This is a genomic window from Mesorhizobium sp. WSM4935, assembly GCF_029625735.1.
GTDB lineage: Bacteria > Pseudomonadota > Alphaproteobacteria > Rhizobiales > Rhizobiaceae > Mesorhizobium.
The window spans coordinates 286,787-305,298 of sequence record NZ_JARTVR010000004.1 but is presented as its reverse complement, the minus strand read 5'-3'; the positions used below and the strand labels follow the sequence as shown (position 1 = coordinate 305,298).

The window sequence follows — 18,512 nt, the reverse complement described above, 5'->3', positions numbered from 1 at the left end:
CAAAAAGGCATGGGTGAAACCGCTTCAAGCGGAGGTACCCCATGCAGAAGACGGTCGAGCGCATCGCCGGCGACAGCGAAGGCGTCGCCTACGAATTTCCGGTCTTGCGTTTCGAGGGTAAGGACAAGGCGGCCCCTTCCGCCTATCTGCAGGCGGCACTGCATGCCGGCGAACTGCCAGGCGTCGTCGCTATCGACGCGCTGATGCCGATGCTTGCCAAGGCGGAAGCGGAAAGCCGCATCAGGGGTCCGATCACCATCGTGCCCTGGGCCAATCCGATCGGCCGCGCGCAATATCATTTCGGCGAGCATCAGGGCCGCTTCAATCTCGGCACCCGCACCAACTTCAACCGCTCCTTCCCGTTGCTTGCCACGCCCGACGCCAGGCTCCTGCCGGATATCAGCCTTGGCGGCGCCGATCGCCGGCTGAAGAACCGGCTCGTCCAGCTGTCGCTCGGCAACGACATCGTCCTCGACCTTCACTGCGACGACGAAGGTCTCGCCTATCTCTACATCCACACCAGCCTGTGGCCGCATATGGCCGACTGCGCCGCCGCCATGGGCATCGACGCGGTGGTGCTGTGGAGCGAGGACACGGACGGCACATTCGAAGGCGCCTCCATCATGCCCTACCAGAACGCGCCGGCGAACGTTGCACGCTTCGATCGCCGCGCCGTGACCACGGTCGAATATCGCGGCATACTCGATGTCGACGCCGCGCTGGCGGCCTCCGATGCCGAAGGGCTTTATCGGCTGCTGGTGACGCGCGGCATCATCCAGGATCCGTCGATCCCGAAATTCGAGACATTTTCCGGACCCGTCGTGCCGCTGGAAAACATCGACATGATGCCTTCGCCCAAGGCCGGCGCGATCCTCTACGACGTCAAGCCAGGCGGCCGCGTCAAGAAAGGCGACAGGCTGGCGACGATCGTCCATGCGCCCGGCGAGGCCGGCGGCCGCACGGAAGTGTTCGCCCCCCAATCGGGCCTCATCCTGACCCGCCGCGCGCGCCGCATCATCCGCGCCGGCGAGGATCTTCTGAAGCTCGCCGGCGATGCCAGGAGCGGCGACGCGCGCTCCGGCACGCTGGAAGACTGAAGCCGCGCGGTCGGAGTCGTCGTGAAATCCAGTTGCACGGACCTCCATTCGCCGCTATGGGAGTCGCCATGAACATGCGTTCGAACAAGACCGTTTGGTGGTGGGGCTGCTGACAGCGGCCTGTTCGTGCGCGTGCGCGTGAAATTTAAGGGTGGCCGCAACGGAATGTCCGGGCGGCCATTTGTTTTTAGAGCCATTCCCGGGTCCGTTGCCCAAAACGCTGATGGAGACGGCAATGACGACTAAAGTTCTGGACAACGGGGCCGAGCGCTTCGTCACCGCAGGCGGGGTGACGATCACCCGCGAGCGGCACGACCGGCCGTATGAGGGCGCGATCGATGCCTATGTCGACGGCCTGAATTCGCGCCGCGGCGCCGTGTTCTCCTCCAACTATGAATATCCGGGCCGCTACACGCGCTGGGATACGGCCATAATCGATCCGCCGCTGGTGATCTCCGCGCGCGGACGCACGATGCGCATCGAAGCGCTGAACAGGCGCGGCGAAGTGTTGCTGCCGGTAATCGGCAAGGCGCTTGACGAGCTCAGCGAAGTGACGATCGCCGAGACCTCGAAGACGCTGATCCGTCTCGATGTCGCCAAGCCCGGCCGGGTCTTCACCGAGGAGGAGCGCAGCCGCGTTCCGTCCGTCTTCACCGTGCTGCGCGCCATCACCGCGCTGTTCAGGACCGCCGAGGATGCCAATCTCGGCCTCTACGGCGCCTTCGGCTACGACCTCGCCTTCCAGTTCGATCCGGTCGACTACAAGCTGGAGCGCAAGGAAAGCCAGCGCGACCTGGTGCTGTTCCTGCCCGACGAGATCCTGGTCGTCGACCATTATTCGACCAAGGCCTGGACCGACCGCTATGACTATTCCGGCGAAGGCTTTTCGACCGAAGGCCTGGCCCGCGACGGCCATGCCGAGCCTTTCAAGACAGCCGACCGCATCCCGCCGCGCGGCGACCATGAGCCGGGCGAATATGCCAACCTGGTGCGCCGGGCGATGGAGAGCTTCAAGCGCGGCGACCTCTTCGAGGTCGTGCCTGGACAGATGTTCTACGAGCGCTGCGAGACGCAGCCCTCCGACATTTCCCGCAAGCTGAAATCGATCAACCCCTCGCCCTATTCCTTCTTCATCAATCTCGGCGAAAACGAATATCTGATCGGCGCCTCGCCGGAGATGTTCGTGCGCGTCAATGGCCGCCGCGTCGAGACCTGCCCGATCTCCGGCACCATCAAGCGTGGCGATGATGCCATCTCCGACTCGGAGCAGATCCTCAAGCTGCTCAACTCCAAGAAGGACGAGTCCGAGCTCACAATGTGCTCGGATGTCGATCGCAACGACAAGTCGCGCGTCTGCGATCCCGGCTCGGTGCGCGTCATCGGCCGCCGCCAGATCGAGATGTATTCGCGCCTGATCCATACCGTCGACCACATCGAGGGGCGGCTGCGCGAAGGCATGGACGCCTTCGACGCGTTCCTGTCGCACGCCTGGGCCGTCACCGTCACCGGCGCGCCGAAACTCTGGGCCATGCGCTTCATCGAGCAGAACGAGAAGAGCCCGCGCGCCTGGTATGGCGGGGCGATCGGCATGGTCAATTTCAACGGCGACATGAACACCGGGCTCACCTTGCGCACCATCCGCATCAAGGACGGCATCGCCGAAGTGCGCGCCGGCGCCACGCTGCTTTTCGACAGCGTTCCCGAGGAAGAAGAAGCCGAAACCGAACTGAAGGCATCCGCCATGCTCTCCGCCATCCGCGACGCCAAGACTGGCAACGCCACCGGAGCCGAGCGCACCACCGCGCGCGTCGGCGACGGCGTCAACATCCTGCTGGTCGACCACGAGGACTCTTTCGTCCACACCCTGGCCAACTACTTCCGCCAGACCGGCGCCAACGTTTCCACCGTTCGCACCCCGGTGCCGGAAGAGGTCTTCGAGCGGCTGAAGCCCGATCTCGTCGTACTGTCGCCCGGACCGGGTACGCCGACGGACTTCGATTGCGCCGCCACCATCAGACGAGCGCGCAGCCGCGACCTGCCGATCTTCGGCGTCTGCCTCGGTCTGCAAGCACTGGCCGAAGCCTATGGCGGCGAGCTCAGGCAGTTGCACATCCCCATGCACGGCAAGCCGTCGCGCATCCGGGTCTCGAAGCCCGGCATAATCTTTTCAGGGCTCCCCAAGGAAGTGACCGTCGGCCGCTATCACTCGATCTTCGCCGATCCGGTGCGCCTGCCCGACGGCTTCGTGGTCACCGCAGAGACGGAGGACGGCATCATCATGGCCTTCGAGCACCGCAAGGAGCCGATCGCGGCCGTGCAGTTCCATCCCGAATCGATCATGACGCTCGGCCATAACGCCGGCATGCGCATCATCGAGAACATCGTCGCGCATCTGCCGCGCAAGGCCAAGGAAAAGGCCGCGTAGGAACGATGACGGAAGCGCCGGAAACGACGACGGCCGCGGTGAAAGCCGCGGCCAGACAGAAGGTCGCAAGGCTGGCCTTCTGGTCGATCGTCGTCGCCGGCGTCGTGCTCGCCCTCAAGCTTGTCGCCTGGTATATCACCGGCTCCGTCGCGCTCTATTCCGATGCGCTGGAATCGATCGTCAACGTGATTGCGTCGGCTGCCGCTTTCTGGGCGATCCAGGTCAGCTACAAGCCGGCCGACCAAGACCATCCCTTCGGCCATCACAAGGCCGAATATTTCTCAGCCGTCCTTGAGGGCGTGCTGATCGTCGTTGCGGCCCTGCTCATCCTCAACGAGGTCTGGCGGTCCTGGCAGCATCCGGTCCCGCTAGAACAGCCTTGGGAAGGCCTTGCCGTCAACGGCGCCGCGACCGTCGTCAATGCGATCTGGGCCTTGACGCTGATCCGCGTCGGCCGGAACGCGAAATCACCTGCTCTCGTGGCCGACGGTCAGCACATCATGACCGACGTCGTGACGTCCCTGGGCGTGTTCGGCGGTCTCGTCGGAGCCGTGCTCACCGGCTGGCAGATCCTCGACCCGGCGCTGGCCGTGATCGTCGCGCTCAACATCCTCTGGCAAGGCTGGCATGTCATCGGCTCGTCGATGAACGGCCTGATGGACCGCGCCGTCGATCAACAGGAACACATGCAGATCCGTGACATCATCTCGGCCAACTCCAAGGGCGCGCTCGAGGTGCATGATCTGAAGACGCGTATTGCCGGGCGCGCCACCTTCATCGAGTTCCACCTCGTCGTCGACGCCGACATGACGGTCGGCGCCAGCCATGTCATCTGCGACCGTATCGAGGACGCGCTGAAAGCCGAGATCCCCTCGGTGCGCGTCATCATCCATGTCGAGCCGGACGACGAGGCCAAGCTGCCGAAAGGCACAACCGCAGTGCCTTTCGCCTGAATTATGGAGCGCAGGCCGACTGCGGCATGGGCGTCAATCGAAAGACCTTGTCGTCCGACTTCGTCTTGCCCTTCGCCGCTTTTGAGCAAAGATCGACGACCGCCACCGCATTGTTGGGGTTCGCAACCATCATCATGCCGCCAGCGCCGCGCTTGAGAAAAATCTCCTTCTGCGAGATGTCGCAGGAAAAATCGCTCATTTTCGCGCTGGCCGAGCAGCGCCACTGGTCGGCCTCGCCCTGGCAGGAATAGGTCTGCGTGACCTTTTTCCCCTTCTGCCTCGTCGTCACCGAAACGGCGATATCCGCCCCGTCGGGCCAGTTCGCGGCGTCCCCGCCGGCGGCGAAGGAGGCGAGCTCGATCGGGCCGCGGAAGACGCGGATCGATTGCGTGAGCTGGTTGGGGTGCGACTTCAGGTGCGCGTCGTCGTAATCGCGCCCGAAGCAGAAGGGCTGATCGGGCTTCAGCCGCACGCGCAGCGGGTCGCCAAGCGCCGGATCGATGGGGTCGATGCGCGCGAACTCCGCCTTGCAGGTCTCGACCGGCATCGGATCCAGCTTGAAGTTGTCGTCCTCGCTGCCCAGCGCCTGCTTGTTGTACTCGGCCTTGCTCATCGACTCCGACGCGTCGGGATCGAGATAGACGTCCGGCGACAGGCCGGACAGGAGCAGCTTTCCCTTGTCGTCCACTTTCAGCGAGGCCAGCGTGCGGTCACAATCCATGCCGCAACGGATGCCGCTCGCCTTGTCGCTCGGATCTTCCTTGTTGCACCAGCTGCTTGCCCATTCCGGCTTCTTGGCGCCGCGCACCGTGGTGGTGAGAAAGCCGTTATAGGACGTATCCTGGTTGGCCGGAGGTTCTTCGTTTGGCCGGCTGACCGGGTCGTGGCCGTAGAAGAAGAAGATGCGCGCCACCTTCTGGCGCGGATGCGTCTTGAGATGGGCTGCGTCGTAGACACGGCCGAAGCAGGCATCGGCGCCGGTCGGGCTGAGCTCGGGAAGCTTGGGCGGCTGTTCGGCGCGCGCAGCGCCGGCAAAAGCGGCAAGGGCGACGCAAAGCACCGCGCCCGCCATGGTCCTCCCCACAACGGTCCTCGATGCCATGTGACCCTCCTCCCACCGACAGGACCGCGATATGCTAATCTAGGAGCGTCGCCTGAACCATGCAAAATCGCGCGAGCAGGCGAGCGAACGGAGGATAGGATGCTGCGCCGTGACATTTTTCGTGCGGGTCTTGCGGGCGTCGCGGGTCTTTTCGGCCTGAGCCGTGCAAACGCGGCAACGCCTGAGGGAAGGCTGAAAGTCGCCTATCACCTCAGCGACGCGGACAAGGTCAACTTCGTCCTCGGCAACATCAAGAACCACTATGAAGGCACCGGCGGCAATGTCGATATCGTGCTTGTGGTGCACGGTCCGGCTCTCGCCGCCTTCAAAGCCAAGGGCGCTTCCGGCGCCGTTTCCAGCCGCTTTGCCGGCCTTGTCCAGCAGGGGCTTGTCCCGCAAGCCTGCGGCAACACCTTGCATGGCATGGACATCACGCTGACCGACCTGCTGGCGGGCTTCGAGCTTGCCGACAAAGGCGGCGTCGTGAAGCTCGCCGAGCTGCAGCACCAGGGCTATGTCTATCTCAGGCCCTGAGCGCGACCGGACTTGAACGCCCCCACTTGAACGCAAGGCCGGCAATGGCCTACGAAAGACGGCAACGCGGAGGCCGGCCCACATGACGACACTTGCCATCCCCGATCTTGCCGGAAAGGCGGTGCTGGTCACCGGCGCTTCGACCGGCATCGGCGCGGCCCTTGTTCGTGCCTACGCGGCGCAGAAGTGCCGCGTCGCGCTGCACTACAATGCGAGCCGCGAAGCCGCCGAGAGCCTGGCCCAATCCGTCCGCGACGATGGCGGCGAGGTGTTTCCGGTCCAGGGCGATTTTTCGATGCCTGCGGACGTCGAGCGTGTGGTCGAAGAGAGCGCAAACCATTTCGGCCGGCTCGACGGCCTGGTCAACAATGCCGGCGGCATGCTCGGCCGCGTCGCCTATGCCGATCAGGACGAGGCGCATTACGATGCCGTGATGGACCTCAATGCGCGCTCGGTGCTGACCGCCTCGCGCAAGGCGATCCCGTGGCTGAAGCGCCAGGGCGGCTTCATCATCAACACCACCTCGATCGCGGCCCGCAACGGCGCCGGCGGCGGCGCCGGGCTTTATGGCTCCGCCAAAGCTTTCGTTTCCAACGTGACTCGCGGCATGGCCAAGGAGCTGATCGGCTTCGGCATCCGCATCAACGCGGTGGCGCCGGGCACCATCCTGACGCCGTTCCACGAACGCTATTCGAACGCCGAGCAGATCAAGGCCATGGTCGCCACCATTCCGCAAGGGCGCGCCGGCACCGCGCAGGATTGCGTCGGCGCCTATCTGTTCCTGTCGTCCGACCTGTTGAGCGGTTACATCATCGGCCAAGTAATCGAGGTGAATGGCGGCCAGTTGATGCCGTGAGCCGGCGATTGCATACTTGGTGCAGCGTGCAACCTGGAGGGAGAGCAAGGGCATGTACGGACTGATCGGCAAGATGCGGGCGGCGCGCGGCCAGCGCGATGCGGTCATGGACGTGCTGCGCGAAAGCACCGCCGCGCTTCCCGGCTGCCTGAGCTACATCATCGCCACCGATCCGGCCGACGCCGACGCGATCTGGGTCACCGAAGTGTGGACCGACCAGGCGAGCCACAAGGCCTCGCTGCAGCTGCCGGAAGTCCAAGCGGCGATCGCCAAGGCGCGCCCCTTCATCGCCGGCTTCGAATTCCAGATCGAGACCCGTCCGGTCGGCGGCTTTGGACTTCCTGCTCCCGAAAAGGCTGATTGACCTCTCTTGCGCGAATTTGCCGAAAGCGGGTTCGCATTTGTCGGCGTCCGCTTTAAGAGCCCATATGGACTCCTCGCCAGAGCAATCATCGCAGGACCAGACGCCGACCGAGCGCATGGCGCGCCTGCGCCCGCCCCGGCAGTGGCTGGTGTTGCTGGTGTTTTCATTGCTCTTCGCCGGCGCGCTGGAGCTCGCCGCGCTGCCCGCGGCGCTGCTGATCGGCCCGATGCTTGCCGCGATCCTGGCCGGCACCAACGGCGCCACCGTGCACGTACCCCGTCCGCTGTTCGGCTCAGCCCAGGCGATCGTCGGCTGCCTGGTCGCCGGCTCGATCTCGGCCGACATCTTTCCGGTGTTCTATGCGGAATGGCCGCTCTTCCTCGGTGTGGTGATAGCAACCGTCGCCGCCTCCAGCCTGCTCGGATGGCTGATCAGCCGCTGGCGCATCCTGCCCGGCACCACGGCGGTCTGGGGCTCCTCGCCCGGCGCCGCAACGGCCATGGTGCTGATGGCCGGCGCCTTCGGCGCCGACCAGCGCCTCGTCGCCTTCATGCAATATCTGCGCGTGATCTTCGTCTCGATGACGGCCGCCCTCGTCGCCAAGATGTGGGTCGACACATCCGGCGTCGAAGTACCGCCCGTCGTCTGGTTTCCGGCCATCGATGCCTTCGCCTTCGCCGCCACTATCGGCATCGCGGCGGTGGGCGGCCTGGCCGGAAAGCTGGTCAGGCTGCCCTCGCCTTTCTTTCTCGGCGCCTTCATTTTCGGCGCGGTGATCCATCTCGGCCTCGGCGTGCCGATGCAACTGCCGCCCTGGCTGCTGGCGATCAGCTACGCCATGGTCGGCTGGTCGATCGGGCTGAATTTCACCCGGCCGATTCTGCGCCATGCGGCACGCGCCCTGCCGCAGATCGTCGGCTCGATCGTCGCGCTGATCGCCTTTTGCGGCGGCATGGGATTCGCCATCAGCCGCCTGCTCGGCATCGACCCGCTGACCGCTTACCTGGCGACCAGCCCGGGCGGCATGGACAGCGTCGCCATCATCGCAGCCGCGGCGCAGAACGTTGACATCTCCTTCGTCATGGCCCTGCAATCAGCGCGCTTCCTGGTCGTGCTGCTCATTGGGCCAAGCGTAGCCAGGCTTGTGGCGCGAAACCTCAGGGCCTGATCCGCTATATCCAGGGCATGGGCGCAAAAGCAATTCCCGGAAAAGTGTGCAGCGGTTTTCCGTCTGGAATTGCGTGAAAGCAAAAAATTTGAGCAGGGCAGCATCCCGATCGGGATGCCGAATTGCTCTAAGGGAGCGGAGGAGAATGCCATGAACCGTCGCGTGAATGCCGTCGATCTTTCCGGCCGCGTCGCCGTGGTGACCGGCGGCGCGCAAGGCATCGGCCTTGCTGTCGCCCGACGCTTGCTGTCGTCCGGCGCCGGCGTCGCCATCTGGGACGTCGACCAGGCCGCGATGAGCAAAGCTGCCGCCGAACTCGCGTCGCTCGGCCGCGTCGAGGCCATTCTCTGCGACCAGTCGCAGATCGAGGCCGTCGATCGCGCCGCCGCAGAGACCGAGCGGACGCTTGGCCCCGTCGATCTCCTCGTCAACAATGCCGGCATCGCCGGACCGGCGGCAACCGTGGTGGACTACGACCCCGCCGCCTGGCGTCAGATCGTCGATATCGACCTCAACGGCGTCTTCTACTGCTGCCGGCGCCTGGTGCCCGGCATGATCGCACGCAATTACGGCCGCATCGTCAACATCTCCTCGGTGGCCGGCAAGGAAGGCAATCCGAATGCCGCCGCTTATTCCGCTGCAAAAGCCGGCGTGCTGGCGCTGACCAAGTCGCTCGGCAAGGAACTTGCCGGACACGACATCGCCGTCAACGCGCTGACGCCCTCGCCCGCCCGCACCCGCATCTTGGAGCAACTCACCGAAGCACAGGTCGCCTATATGCTCGGCAAAGTGCCGCGCGGCCGTTTCGTCGAGGTCGAGGAGGCGGCCGCCATGGTCGTCTTCATGCTGTCGGACGAGAACTCCTTCACCACCGGCGCGACCTTCGATCTTTCCGGTGGACGCACGACCTACTGACCGTCGCCAAGCTGACGAGATGGCTTTCAACCGGCTGCTCATCGTGCTGGCGACGATCACCGTGCTTACTGTCATCATCGTCTTTCTCGGCCTTCGTCGCGGATCGGCGCGGGAACAACACGTCGCTTCTGTCCCGGCCTGCCAGGAAGGTTGACACTACGCCTCCATCAAGTCCGGCGAGGCAGCAAAAAATACTTGACTCACATACTCATATTTGAGAGCGCGGAAGCGCAAATCAAAACATGAGAATTGGAGACAGGTTAATGCCGAGGCGGTCGAGGACGTGGCGCTGGGGATTATCATTGCTGGCGGGCAGCGCCATCCTTAATCATGCCTGCCCGGCGATTGCGCAGGATGGCGGCGACGCCGTCGTTCTCGACAAGATCGAGGTAACCGCCGAGAGCAACGAGATCCTGAAGCAGGACGGCTATGTCGCGAAGAAGGATCGCATCGGCACCAAGACCGACACGCCGATCGCCAGAATCCCGCAGGCGGTTTCGGTCGTCACGCAAAAGCAGATCGAGGACCAGAAGCCGCGCACCCTGAACGACGCGCTGGGCTATACGGCGAGCGCCAATCCAAACAGCTTCGGTTTCGACACGCGCTACGACGCCTTCTTCCTGCGCGGTTTCCAGGCCTTCTACAACGGCATGTTCCGCGATGGGCTGCGCCAATACAATGGCCCTTCCGCCTGGTTCAAGACAGAACCCTACGGCATCGAGGGCGTCACCATCCTGAAGGGTCCGGCCTCGTCGCTTTACGGCGTCAGCGGTCCCGGCGGCATCGTCAACGTCGTGACCAAGCGGCCCAAGGACGAGCCGTTCCACGAGATCGAGCTGCTGGCCGGCGAGCACAACCGCTTCCAGGCGGCGCTCGATGCCTCCGGGCCGGTCAACGATGACGGCAGCATCCTGTATCGCTTCACCAGCCTCGGCCGCCTGAGCGAGACCGGCCTGCCCGACTACCCTGACGACAAGCTCTATCTGGCGCCAGCCGTCACCTTCAAGCCGGACGAGGACACCAAGCTCACCATCCTCGGCGAGTATTCGAAGTCCGTCACAGGCGGCACCGCCGCCTTCTACAACTCCGCCTATGGCGTGTTGTCGAACGTCTATGAAGGCGATCCGGCCTGGAACGATTTCACGCAAGATCAGGGGCGCATCGGCTACGAGTTCGAGCACCGCTTCAACGATTGGCTGACCGTGCGCCAGAACCTGCGCTACAACGCCGTCGACTCGGACATCGAATATAGCGGCCACTATTCGATCGGCGCCGACCAGCCGCTTGCGCGCTACTGGGGCCACTACACCGAGACGATGAAGAACTTCGTCGTCGACAACATGGCGCAGCTCGAATTCGATACCGGCCCGGTCAAGCACACCGCGATTGCCGGCATCGACTATGCCTGGTCGGACTATGATGCCGGCAGCGGGCTCTCCTATGTCTCGATCGAGGACATCAAGTCAGCCCCCGTCCCGCATTCCGGCGGGCAGGAGATGAACCAGCTCGGCGTCTATCTGCACGACCAGATGGAGTGGAACGATGTCACCCTGTTCACCAGTGGCCGCTACGACTGGGTTGACACAACGTCCACCGCGGCCGATTTCAGCCAATCGGAGCAGAAGGACAGCGCCTTCTCCGGCCGCGTCGGGCTGTCCTACCGGACCGAATGGGGCATCATCCCCTACATCAACTACTCGACCTCGTTCTCTCCCAACATCGGCTTCGTCTATGACGACGTTAATAGCCCGGTCGGCCGCGTCGCCCGCCCGACCATCGCCACGCAGAAGGAGATCGGCGTCAAATACGAGATCCCCGACCGTAACGCGACCGTCAGCGCCGCGCTGTTCGACATCGACCAGAAGGACGGTGTCGTCTTCGACGCCTCGACCGGCATCAACAAGCAGCGCCAGCTCGACCTCAACTCGCGCGGCGTCGAGCTGGAGGCCAACGCCTCTTTGGACAATGGCTTCAGCGTCATCGCCTCCTACACCTATCTGCGGGTGAAGATCGAACGAGGCGCCGAGGGCACCGACGGCAAGGAATTGTCGGCGACGCCGAACCACATTCTGTCGCTCTGGGGCCATTACCAGTTCGAGAACGGCACGCTGGAAGGGCTCGGTCTCGGCGCCGGTGTGCGCTTTGCCGGCGCGAGCTACGGCGACGACACCAACACCTTCAAGAACGATGCCCGCGCTTTCGTCGACGCCTCGCTGTCCTACGATTTCGGCTACCGCCACCCGAAGCTCGAAGGGGTCAAGCTGCAGATCAACGCCAAGAACCTGTTCGACAACCAGCAGACGATCTGTTCGGCCGGCTACTGCTACCGCGACGAGGGCCGCTCGCTGTTCGGCAGCCTGCGCTACCGCTTCTGATGTCGATCTCCGTCTCCAACCGGGCCGCATCGTCGCCGGCCCTCATCGTTACGGCGATCGGCGGCCTCTATGTGGCGCAGAGCGTGATCGGCGGCATCACCTGGACAGGTCTGCCGGCCGTCATGCGCGACCAGGGCCTGCCGCTCGACCGCATCGGCCTGCTCACCCTGATCGCCCTGCCATGGGCGCTGAAATTCCTGTGGTCGCCGGCGGTGGAACGCTACCGGCTTCCGTCGTCGGGCAGGAACCGCACCGGCACGATCATTCTCATCGGCGGCCTCGTTTCCATCATCGGACTGCTGGCCGTCGCCGAGCTCGGCCCGGCCGCTTTCTGGCCCGTGGTCGCCTGCCTGACGGTGGTCGCCTTCGCGGCCTCCACCGTCGATATCGCCTGCGATGGCTTTGCGGTGCAGAACCTTGCCGGCAGGAATCTCGGCTGGGGCAACGCGGCCCAGGTCGGCGGCGCCTATCTTGGTTCGGCGATCGGCGCCGGCCTTTTCCTCTATCTGGTCGAAATCCATGGCTGGCGCGCGGCGGTGTCGGCCATGGCCTCGCTGCTTGTGCTGCTCGGCCTGCCCTTCCTGTTCGGCATTGCCGGCCAATCGCGCAAGGAAGTGCGCGAGCACGTGCCCTCGCTCGGCGCGGCACTGCGGCGCCCGCAGATACGCCGCGGTCTGGCGGCGTCGGCGATCTATGTGCTGGCGCAGAAGGCGGCGCTGACCATGCTCGGCCCGTTTCTCGTCGATGCCGGGCTCAGCCTTTCCACCATCGGCCTGGTCAACGGCGTCGGCAGCATGATCCTCGGCGTTGCGGCCGCGCTTGCAGGCGGCGCTCTCGTCCGGTGGCTGGGCACACGCAGCGTGCTTGTGCTCGCACTCATCCTGCAGGCCGGATCGCTGCTCATCCTCGCGGCCTTCTCGCTTTCCGGCATTTTCCCGACAGGCCCGCTGGCGGCCGTCGCGATGCTGAGCTCCTCGGGCATCATGGCGCTTGGCTTCGTGGCGCTCTATGCGCAGTTCATGCGCTGGTCGGATCCGAGGCAGGCCGGCGTCGATTTCACGCTTTTCCAGTGCATGGACGCCTTGGTCAGCATGGCGGGCGGCATCCTGGCCGGCTACCTGGCGCAGCATCTGGGTTATGGCGCGCTGTTCGGCGGCGCAGGCCTCGTCGCGCTGCTGGCGGCGCCGGCGATCGCCATGGTCAGCGATCGCGACTGAAAAGACGGAACTATTCCTCGCCGGCACCGTCTTCGCCCGGCGCGCCACGGCGCCAGTAGGCGGTGACAAGATGCCGGTCGCGCGGCATGCCCCATTCCTTGCGCAGAATTCTGCGGATCTCGCGGAAATCGGCGAACTCGCACCCGGCCCAGGCAAAGAGATCGTCGGCTCCGCGGCCGCGCTCACGCAGCGCTTCCGGCAGCAGGCCGGCACGGCCTGCTTCGCGGCCATGCCGGTAAAGCCAGTGGACGGTAATGTTCTTGTCCGCCGCCAAAGCTACTCGGTCTTGCGGACCGTCGATCTCGATGAAGGCCTCGGCACGGACGGACGGCGCAAGCTCTTCCAGCATCCGGCCGATCGCCGGAAGTGCGGTATCGTCGCCCAGCAGAAGCAGGTTCGATGCCTTGGGCACATCGCCGCCGCCGGGTCCGATCATGCCGATGACGTCGCCGGCCCGCGCATTCTGCGCGAAACTCGCAGCCGGCGTCTCGGCGCCGGGATGGAGCACGAAATCGATGTCGAGCCAGCCCTCGGCCACGTCCAGCGCGCGGATCGTGTAGACCCGCACGGTCAGCGCATCCTCGCCCGACGGCCAGATGATCAGCCCGTCGGCGCCCATGGTCGGCCAGACCGCCTGGCGTCCGGCCGGCGGCAGCAGAAGCCGGACATGAAATCCGCCATGGGCGAAGCGGCCGAGGTCGCGGCCGGAGAAACGCAGGCGCTGCATATGCGGCGACAGCCGCGTCGAGGACAGGACCGATATCTCGCGGAAGAACACCGGCGTGCCGGCATCCTTGCCGTCACCTTGCCAGCGGAGGCCCTCGGTGGTGCGCAGATGCGCGGCGATGTGGCCGGCAAAGATCATCTTCATATAGGAGAGGCAGGTCTCGTCCTCCCCCGCGACGCGGACCAGCACGCCACTATCGTCGAACGAGGCGTTCAACGAGCCGTAATGCATGCGGAATTCCCATCGGCCGGCAACGCCGGTATCGACCTCGCTGTCGCCGTGCTCCTCGCGCAGCCTGTCCATCACCGCGCGGATATCATCGTTCTGGATACGGGTTTGCGCGCTCAAGAGCTTCATCGCCGGGCCTTTCGATATCGATGGCAGCGGCACCGGCCGAACCCGATGTCGCCGAGCGCCGGCATGCCACAGCGTCGGCAGCATTGCCACTAAAACATGATTATAAGAGTCATATTTTTGGACGGAACCGCGCGAAGGTCGGCAATGCATCCGGTTTTCAGCTGATGACCAGGCTTCCTCCAAGGCCGATCATTTCGATGATTGCACCATGGTACGGTGAACGTGAGACAGAGGTGATCGACGCGACTCAGAAGGGATTTCGAGAACTCATCGACACACGCCGTACACATGGCTTCAAAGACGTCGAGCAGCACGCCCCATAAGTTCCAACCACGGCGTGCGGCCTGGCCGGCACTTGCCTCCCGATGGCCGCTCCTGTAAGAGAGCCGCCATGACCTCGCGCGTCCGCTCCGTCGCTTCTTCTCGCACCGGCTTTGCCGGCGAGACTGCGCGCGCGCTCGCTTCGACCTTGCTTCTTCTCGGCCTTATCGGCGATCGCCGGGTTCGCTGAAGGAGCGCCCGGCGGTCGATACCCGCCGCTTCAGGCGCATGCTCCTTGGCAAAGTCACAATCATGCGAATGAAATTCTGGTAGAGGCGACGCTCGCCATCAATCCGCCCAAGGCGAACATGCGGGCCGCCCGGAGAAGAGACGATGAACGCACGAGAAGAAATCCGCGCCGGCGAGGCTGAAGCCGGGACGCGCGCGGCCGGTCACATGCCGGACGCGGCACGCAAATACCAGCCCTACCCGACCGTCGGCCTGACCGACCGCACCTGGCCGAACAAGGTGATCGACAAGGCGCCGATCTGGTGCTCGGTCGACCTGCGCGACGGCAATCAGGCGCTGATCGACCCGATGGGCCATGAACGAAAGGCGCGCATGTTCGCGCTGCTGCTCGACATGGGCTTCAAGGAAATCGAGATCGGCTTCCCCTCGGCCTCGCAGACCGATTTCGATTTCGCCCGTTGGTGCATCGAGGAAGGCGGCGTGCCCGCCGACGTGTCGCTCCAGGTGCTGGTGCAGTGCCGCCCCGAGCTGATCACGCGGACCTTCGACGCGCTCAAGGGCGCGCATCGTCCGATCGTGCATTTCTACAATTCGACCAGCGAGCTGCAGCGGCGCGTCGTCTTCGAGAAGGATGTCGCCGGCATCAAGCGCATCGCCACCGATGCCGCCAAGATGATCACCGACATGGCGGCCAAGGCCGGCGGCGGCTACCGTTTCGAATACTCGCCGGAAAGCTTCACCGGCACCGAGCTGGAAGTCGCGCTGGAGATCTGCAACGCCGTCACCGAGATCGTGAAGCCGACGGCCGACAACAAGCTGATCATCAACCTGCCCTCGACGGTCGAGATGTCGACGCCCAACGTCTATGCCGACCGCATCGAATGGATGTGCCGCAATCTCGACAACCGCGAGAACCTGATCATCTCGCTGCATCCGCATAACGACCGCGGCACCGGCATCGCCACCACCGAGCTCGGCCTGATGGCCGGCGCCGACCGCGTCGAAGGCACGCTGTTCGGCAATGGCGAGCGCACCGGCAATGTCGACATTGTCACGCTGGCGCTCAACATGTTCACCCAAGGCGTCGATCCGGAGCTCGACTGTTCCGACATCAACCGGATGAAGGATGTCTATGAGTATTCGAATCAGCTGAAGATCCCGGAACGCCATCCTTATGTCGGCGAACTGGTCTACACCGCTTTCTCCGGCTCGCATCAGGACGCCATCAACAAGGGTATGAAGGCGCTGAAGAAGGCCAACACACCACTTTGGGAAGTGCCTTATCTGCCGATCGATCCGGCCGATGTCGGCCGCACCTACGAGGCGATCATCCGCATCAACTCGCAGTCGGGCAAGGGCGGCATCGCCTATGTGCTGCACGCGGACTACGGCCTCAACTTGCCGCGCAATCTGCAGATCGAGTTTAGCCAGGCGATCCAGGCGATCACCGATGCGGAAGGCAAGGAAGTGCCTGCCAAGCGCATCCATGAACGCTTCCTCGAAACCTATGTCGACCAGCCCGGCGCGCGGCTGAAGTTCCTCGACCATCGCACCTTCCCCGACACCGAGGTGAAAGGCCGGCGTATCGTGGAGGCGGAGATCCTCGACAACGGCAAGGAAATGACCATCACCGGCTCGGGCACCGGTCCGATCGACGGCTTTGTCGATGCGCTCTCGCGCCATGTCGGCGTCGACATGTCGGTGCTCGACTATTCCGAGCATTCCCTGCAGCGCGGCTCCAACGCCTCGGCCATCTCCTATGTCGAGATGGAGTATCCGGGTGGCAAGCTGTTCGGCGCCGGCATCAACACCAACATCGTCGCCGCCTCGCTTGAGGCCGTTGTTTCGGCCGCCAACCGTATCATCGGCCGCCGGAGCAGCTGATGTGAAACGGTCCGGCTCGGCGGCGGGCTGACCGGGCAGATCTGGCTGAAGCGTGGCGCATACCAATTGCGCCCCGCTTCAGCCACAGACGCGAGAGCTGCCATTCGTTAACCGGTGGCGGAATTTCCGGTGGGCTTACGCGATCGCATAATAGAAGCATCCTTGTGCGACGGCGCGAGCGCTATATGATCGCGCCCTAACCTGTGCCGACTTCGGAAGGATCGACACTTGGAGCATGCCCCGCCTGCCGCCCCCGCAGTGCGCGAGACATTGGAGCGACTGCTTGCCAGCGAAACGTTCGGACGGTCCGAGCGTGCTCGCAGGCTTTTGCGCTATCTGGTTGAACGCGAGCAGGCCGGCGAGGCCGACAGGCTGAAGGGCATTTCCATAGCCATGGACGTCTTCGGCAAGGACGGCGATTTCGACGCCTCCACCGATGCCGTGGTCAGGGTGCAGGCCGGTCGGCTGCGCGAGCTCCTGGAGCAGTATTTCGCCAATGAAGGTGTCGCCGAGCCGGTGCGCATCGCAATCCCACGTGGCGGCTATGTCCCTTCCTACGAGCTGAATGCGATTCGGCTGCCTGGCGACGCCAGGTCCGCCTCCGAAACCATCGCGCAGCGGCCCAACGCATCGGCCGAAGCCGCTCCGTCGGTGTCCGAGCATCTCGACAACTCTGTGCCGGGCGAGCCTGTGGCGCTGACGGCGCCGGCGGCACCTGCGCAGTCGCTCACGCGGCAGCTGCGCTTCTTCTGGGCCGCCATGATCCTGGTCATTGTCATGCTGGGCGTGCTTATCGTGCGCCAAAGCAATGCCTTCCTTGGCGGCGACGCGGGCACACCGGTCGAAACGGCGGGCACGGCAAGCATCGCTGCCCAGCCGACATTCGACTCACTGCCGCTGATCTATATTGCGGTGAAAGCCGAGGGGCCGGAGGCGGCTCGCGTCGCGTCGTCCCTGCGCGCCGGACTTGCCGGTTTCGACACCATCGATTTCATCGGGCGCGATGCGGATTCGACGCGCGATCGGTCCGCCGATCCGATCAGTTTCGTTTTCGAAATTGTTCCCGGGCCGGCTGCCGGCGACGTCACGGTGGAACTGCAGAGCGTCGCGACCGGGCGGGTTCTCCTGTCACGCAACCTGACATCGGCCGAAAGTGCCCCCGATATGGTTGAAAGCAACATCGCCAGCCTTCTCACCTCGACCGTTCCCGCCTCCGGGGCGATCTACAGCTACATTGACCAGAGCGACATCCGAACCAGCCAGATCGCATGCCTGGTGCTCGACGACCGCTATTATCTCGATATGAGCGCCCAGACGTACGAGGCTGCGTATCGTTGCCTGCAGAAGCTGGTCAGCGAAGGCACCAAATCGTCGCTTGTCTACGCGGAACTGGCTTCGCTTCATGTGGAGGCGGTCAACGCCCACTATGCCTATCCGCCGGAAGCGACGCTCGAAAAGGCCATGTCGCTTGCGCACCGCGCCGTCCAGATGGGGCCGATGAGCCCGCACGCGCATCGCGCCTTAGGCTACCTGAACTCGCGCCTCGGCAACACGGACGAAGCAACCCGCTTGATGCGCAAAGCCTACGAACTCAACCCGTATGATCTCGGCATGGCCGCCGCCTATGGCTACGGGCTGATCTTCGCCGGCAAATATGACGAGGGGACGCCGATCCTGGATCACGCGGTCGAAGCCTTCAGTGGCCATCCGACCTGGTGGGATTATGGCCTGTTCATCGGAGCCTTCATGCAGGGCGATATGAAGAAGGCCGCGATCGCCAGCGAGTCGCTGCGCACGACGGCATCCAAGTCGCACTATCTGGCCGCGCGCCTGATCGGCGCTAAGATTTCAGGGCGCGACAAGCTGGCGGGCGAGCTTGCCAACGAGCTCGTCGCCGAATTCCCGAACTTCGTCGCCGACCCGCGCGCGACATTCGTCGACCGCAAATATCCCGCCGATCTCACCGACCGGCTGGTGCAATCCTTGCGGGCCGCCGGTATCGGCAACCCGAGCTAATCCAGCCCTGCG

Annotated in this window: 16 protein-coding genes; 14 read left to right on the top strand and 2 right to left on the bottom strand. The window is 64.3% G+C overall.

Translation table 11 applies throughout. From position 1 onward, the window contains the following. Positions 1-41: 41 nt before the first annotated feature. The 3 genes from P9273_RS13080 (at position 42) to P9273_RS13070 (ending at position 4,475) form a co-directional block, all read left to right on the top strand. Positions 42-1,097 (top strand): succinylglutamate desuccinylase/aspartoacylase family protein, encoded by a 1,056-nt coding sequence (locus tag P9273_RS13080; protein ID WP_278049292.1) that lies wholly within the window; start codon positions 42-44, stop codon positions 1,095-1,097. Positions 1,098-1,332: 235 nt separating this feature from the next. Beyond that, positions 1,333-3,522, top strand: a complete 2,190-nt coding sequence (locus P9273_RS13075) for an anthranilate synthase (RefSeq protein WP_278049291.1) — start codon at positions 1,333-1,335, stop codon at positions 3,520-3,522. 5 nt (positions 3,523-3,527) lie between these two features. Beyond that, the gene (locus P9273_RS13070) at positions 3,528-4,475 is read left to right on the top strand and encodes a cation diffusion facilitator family transporter (RefSeq protein WP_278049290.1); all 948 of its coding nucleotides are present in this window, start codon (positions 3,528-3,530) and stop codon (positions 4,473-4,475) included. Between the two features lies 1 nt (position 4,476). On the opposite strand, the gene P9273_RS13065 is transcribed toward P9273_RS13070, so the two are convergent. Further along, entirely contained in the window at positions 4,477-5,577 is a 1,101-nt protein-coding gene (locus P9273_RS13065) for a hypothetical protein (RefSeq protein WP_278049289.1), read from the bottom strand. A 99-nt stretch (positions 5,578-5,676) separates the two neighbouring features. Between P9273_RS13065 and P9273_RS13060 the strand changes: the two genes are divergently transcribed. The 8 genes from P9273_RS13060 (at position 5,677) to P9273_RS13025 (ending at position 13,006) form a co-directional block, all read left to right on the top strand. Next, a complete protein-coding gene (locus P9273_RS13060; RefSeq protein WP_278049288.1) occupies positions 5,677-6,111 on the top strand; it encodes a DsrE family protein in 435 nt (144 codons plus the stop codon). A gap of 82 nt (positions 6,112-6,193) precedes the next feature. Further along, positions 6,194-6,967: an SDR family NAD(P)-dependent oxidoreductase gene (locus P9273_RS13055; RefSeq protein WP_278049287.1), complete on the top strand. Its 774-nt coding sequence runs from the start codon at positions 6,194-6,196 to the stop codon at positions 6,965-6,967. 52 nt (positions 6,968-7,019) lie between these two features. Next, the gene (locus P9273_RS13050) at positions 7,020-7,331 is read left to right on the top strand and encodes a putative quinol monooxygenase (RefSeq protein WP_040996976.1); all 312 of its coding nucleotides are present in this window, start codon (positions 7,020-7,022) and stop codon (positions 7,329-7,331) included. A gap of 64 nt (positions 7,332-7,395) precedes the next feature. After that, positions 7,396-8,499, top strand: coding sequence for an AbrB family transcriptional regulator (locus tag P9273_RS13045; protein WP_278049286.1), 1,104 nt, complete (start codon positions 7,396-7,398; stop codon positions 8,497-8,499). A 162-nt stretch (positions 8,500-8,661) separates the two neighbouring features. Beyond that, the gene (locus P9273_RS13040) at positions 8,662-9,414 is read left to right on the top strand and encodes an SDR family NAD(P)-dependent oxidoreductase (RefSeq protein ID WP_040997676.1); all 753 of its coding nucleotides are present in this window, start codon (positions 8,662-8,664) and stop codon (positions 9,412-9,414) included. A 19-nt stretch (positions 9,415-9,433) separates the two neighbouring features. Continuing rightward, on the top strand, positions 9,434-9,568 hold the full coding sequence (locus P9273_RS13035) for a hypothetical protein (RefSeq protein WP_278049285.1): 135 nt from the start codon (positions 9,434-9,436) through the stop codon (positions 9,566-9,568). 148 nt (positions 9,569-9,716) lie between these two features. Continuing rightward, positions 9,717-11,789 carry a TonB-dependent siderophore receptor gene (locus tag P9273_RS13030; RefSeq protein ID WP_278049284.1) on the top strand — a complete coding sequence of 691 codons (2,073 nt, stop codon included), beginning with the start codon at positions 9,717-9,719 and terminating at the stop codon, positions 11,787-11,789. After that, positions 11,789-13,006 carry an MFS transporter gene (locus P9273_RS13025; protein ID WP_278049283.1) on the top strand — a complete coding sequence of 406 codons (1,218 nt, stop codon included), beginning with the start codon at positions 11,789-11,791 and terminating at the stop codon, positions 13,004-13,006. Before P9273_RS13030 ends, P9273_RS13025 begins: the two co-directional genes overlap by 1 nt. A 10-nt stretch (positions 13,007-13,016) precedes the next feature. Here the strand turns inward: P9273_RS13025 and P9273_RS13020 are convergent, their stop codons facing one another. Then, positions 13,017-14,090 carry a siderophore-interacting protein gene (locus tag P9273_RS13020; protein WP_278049282.1) on the bottom strand — a complete coding sequence of 358 codons (1,074 nt, stop codon included), beginning with the start codon at positions 14,088-14,090 and terminating at the stop codon, positions 13,017-13,019. A 20-nt stretch (positions 14,091-14,110) separates the two neighbouring features. Between P9273_RS13020 and P9273_RS13015 the strand changes: the two genes are divergently transcribed. The 3 genes from P9273_RS13015 (at position 14,111) to P9273_RS13005 (ending at position 18,500) form a co-directional block, all read left to right on the top strand. Beyond that, complete coding sequence (locus P9273_RS13015; RefSeq protein WP_278049281.1) at positions 14,111-14,413, top strand: hypothetical protein; 303 nt, start codon at positions 14,111-14,113, stop codon at positions 14,411-14,413. 394 nt (positions 14,414-14,807) lie between these two features. After that, complete coding sequence (gene leuA / locus P9273_RS13010) at positions 14,808-16,484, top strand: 2-isopropylmalate synthase (RefSeq protein ID WP_442920219.1); 1,677 nt, start codon at positions 14,808-14,810, stop codon at positions 16,482-16,484. A gap of 228 nt (positions 16,485-16,712) precedes the next feature. Continuing rightward, positions 16,713-18,500, top strand: a complete 1,788-nt coding sequence (locus P9273_RS13005; RefSeq protein ID WP_278049279.1) for a tetratricopeptide repeat protein — start codon at positions 16,713-16,715, stop codon at positions 18,498-18,500. Positions 18,501-18,512: the final 12 nt, after the last annotated feature.